General features: G+C 72.5%; 2 protein-coding genes. Both read right to left on the bottom strand.

Going from position 1 to position 2,596, the window contains the following annotated elements:
- The coding region (locus tag GKQ77_RS31370) for an ABC transporter permease (protein WP_219692505.1) at positions 1-1,541 on the bottom strand (1,541 nt) is incomplete at its 3' end.
- Complete coding sequence (locus tag GKQ77_RS31365; RefSeq protein ID WP_219692504.1) at positions 1,538-2,455, bottom strand: ABC transporter ATP-binding protein; 918 nt, start codon at positions 2,453-2,455, stop codon at positions 1,538-1,540. The genes GKQ77_RS31365 and GKQ77_RS31370, both read right to left, overlap by 4 nt.
- Positions 2,456-2,596 lie beyond the last annotated feature (141 nt).

Below are 2,596 nucleotides of genomic sequence, written 5' to 3'. Positions count from 1 at the left end.
GGCCAGGACACCTCGGCGCCCGGCAGCTTCGGGAGGTGGCCGTAGGGGGAGAGGTTCATGACCGCCTGGGGGAGGTCGAGCGCCGGGCCGATCCAGCCGATCGCCAGGCAGACCCCGACCACGGCCCAGACCGCCACCGCCCCCCTCGGATACGCCCCGACGAGCAGCACCGCGAGGGCGCCGAGCACCCAGATCGCGGGGAGCTGCGCCAGGCACGCGCCCAGCAGCGCCCCCGCCTCCCCGCCGTGTCCGATGGCCATGCCCGCCCCGCAGACGGTCATCAGGAGCACCGTTCCGCCGAAGGCGATCACCAGGTGACCGGCCGCCCACCGCAGCCGGCCCACCGCGCCCGCGAGGACGGGCTCGGCGCGCTGCGAGGTCTCCTCGCCGTGGAGCCGCAGCACGGAGGAGGCCACGTACAGACCGGCGACCATGCCGAACAGCCCGGTCATCGTGGCGAGGAAGGCGTCCGTCAGGCCGGAGCCGCCGCCCATCCGCTCGATGATGTCGCGGGTGTTCTCGTTGTCGCCGACGATGTCGGCCGCGCCGGAGGCCATCTGCCCGAACACCATCCCGGCGAGCAGGAATCCGGCCGTCCAGCCGAACACCGCGCCCCGCTGGAGCCGCCAGGCGAGCGCGCCCGCCGTGCCGATACGGCCCCGCGCGGGCCCGGGCCGCGTCGGCAGGAAGCTCATGCCGACATCGCGCCGCCCCGCCAGCCCGTACGCGACCACGCCCTGCGCCACGAGCGCGGCGCCGACGAGCGCGAGCACCCACCACCGCTCACCCGCGAAGGCCCGCAGGTTCTCCTGCCAGCCGAGCGGGGAGAGCCAGGTCGCCGCGGAGGAGCCGTCCGCGCGGCCCGCGTCCCCCGCGGCCCGCAGCACGAACGCCGCTCCGAGGACCGCCGCCGTCAGCCCCTTGGCGAGCCGGGCGCTCTCCGTGAGCTGCGCGGCGATTGCGGCCGTGGTGGCGAAGAGCATGCCGGTACCGGCGATCCCGAGGCCGAGCGCGAGCGCGCCGGACGCACCCTGCCCCGCCATGCCCGCGGTGATCAGCAGCCCGGCCCCGGCGTTGGCCACGGACGCGGCGAGCAGCGCGGCGGTGAGCGGCGCCCGCCGCCCCACCATGGACGCCGAGAGCATCTCCTGACGCCCCGACTCCTCTTCGTCACGGGTGTGGCGTACGACGATGACGAGGCTCATGACGGCGGCGAGTACGCCCGCGTAGCCGCCGATGCGCCAGGCGGACAGGGCGCCGATCGAGTCGCCGAAGACGGGGCCGTACATGGCCCGCATCGAGGAGTTGGAGTTCATCGACTCCATGGCGTCGGCGCGCTCGGCGGCCGTCCCGTACACGCTCTCCAGGGAGCCGGGCATGGTGAGCACAAGGCCGGCGACGAGGAGGATCCAGACGGGCATCATGACCCGGTCGCGGCGCAGGGCGAGCCGCAACAGGGCGCCGGTACCGGCGAGTTGTCGCGCGGTCGCGCTCTCACTCCTTCCGAGGGCGGCGGTGGCGGGGGAGGCGTGGGCGGTCATCGGGCCACCGCCGCTCGGTCACCGTCCGCCGCCTCGTCCTGGTAGTGCCGCAGGAACAGTTCCTCCAGGGTGGGCGGGGTGCTGGTCAGGGAGCGGATGCCCGACTCGGTGAGCGACCTGAGCACGCCGTCGAGCTTGTCGGTGTCGACCTGGAGCTTGACCCGTTGGCCCTCCACGGCGAGATCGTGTACGCCGGGCAGGTGGGCCAACCCGTTGGGCGGGCCCGCGAGTTCGGCGGTGACGCTGGTCCGCGTCAGATGGCGCAGCTCGGCGAGGGAACCGCTCTCGACGGTCACTCCCTTTCTGATGATGCTGACGCGGTCGCAGAGCGTCTCGACCTCGCTGAGCAGGTGCGAGGAGAGCAGCACGGTCCGCCCGCGCTCGCGCTCCTCGGTGACGCAGCGCTGGAAGACCTCCTCCATGAGCGGGTCGAGCCCGGAGGTGGGCTCGTCGAGGATCAGCAGGTCGACGTCGGACGCGAAGGCGGCGACGAGGGCGACCTTCTGGCGGTTGCCCTTGGAGTACGTGCGCCCCTTCTTGGTCGGGTCCAGCTCGAACCGCTCGACGAGGTCGTCGCGCCGGGCCCGGTCGAGGCCGCCCCGCAGCTTCCCGTACAGGTCGATGACCTCGCCGCCGGAGAGGTTGCGCCACAGGGTGACGTCGCCGGGGACATAGGCGACGCGGCGGTGCAGGGCGACGGCGTCGTGCCAGGGGTCCCTGCCGAGCAGTTGCGCGGCACCGGAGTCGGCGCGGAGCAGGCCGAGGAGGACGCGGATAGTGGTGGACTTCCCGGAACCGTTCGGCCCGAGAAACCCGTGCACCTCGCCGGCCTCGACATCCAGATCGAGCCCGGCCAGGGCGTGCGTCCTGCCGAACGACTTGTGGAGTCCCGAGACGGTGATTGCCTTGGTCATGATTCTGAAAGTACGCGAGTTTCACAAACTTGTGAAGTTAAGGAAGTCTATAAACTCGGTGGTGTGAGCGGGCGGGGAGCCGAGCAAGGGGGAGCAGGGGAGATGATCGACGCATGAGGAGTGAAGGCGAGGGCGAGGGCG

Origin of the sequence: Streptomyces anatolicus (assembly GCF_019400875.1) — a bacterium.
GTDB classification, from domain to species: domain Bacteria; phylum Actinomycetota; class Actinomycetes; order Streptomycetales; family Streptomycetaceae; genus Streptomyces; species Streptomyces anatolicus.
Note: the sequence above shows the minus strand (reverse complement) of the source record. Positions and strands in the feature narration are given on the sequence as shown.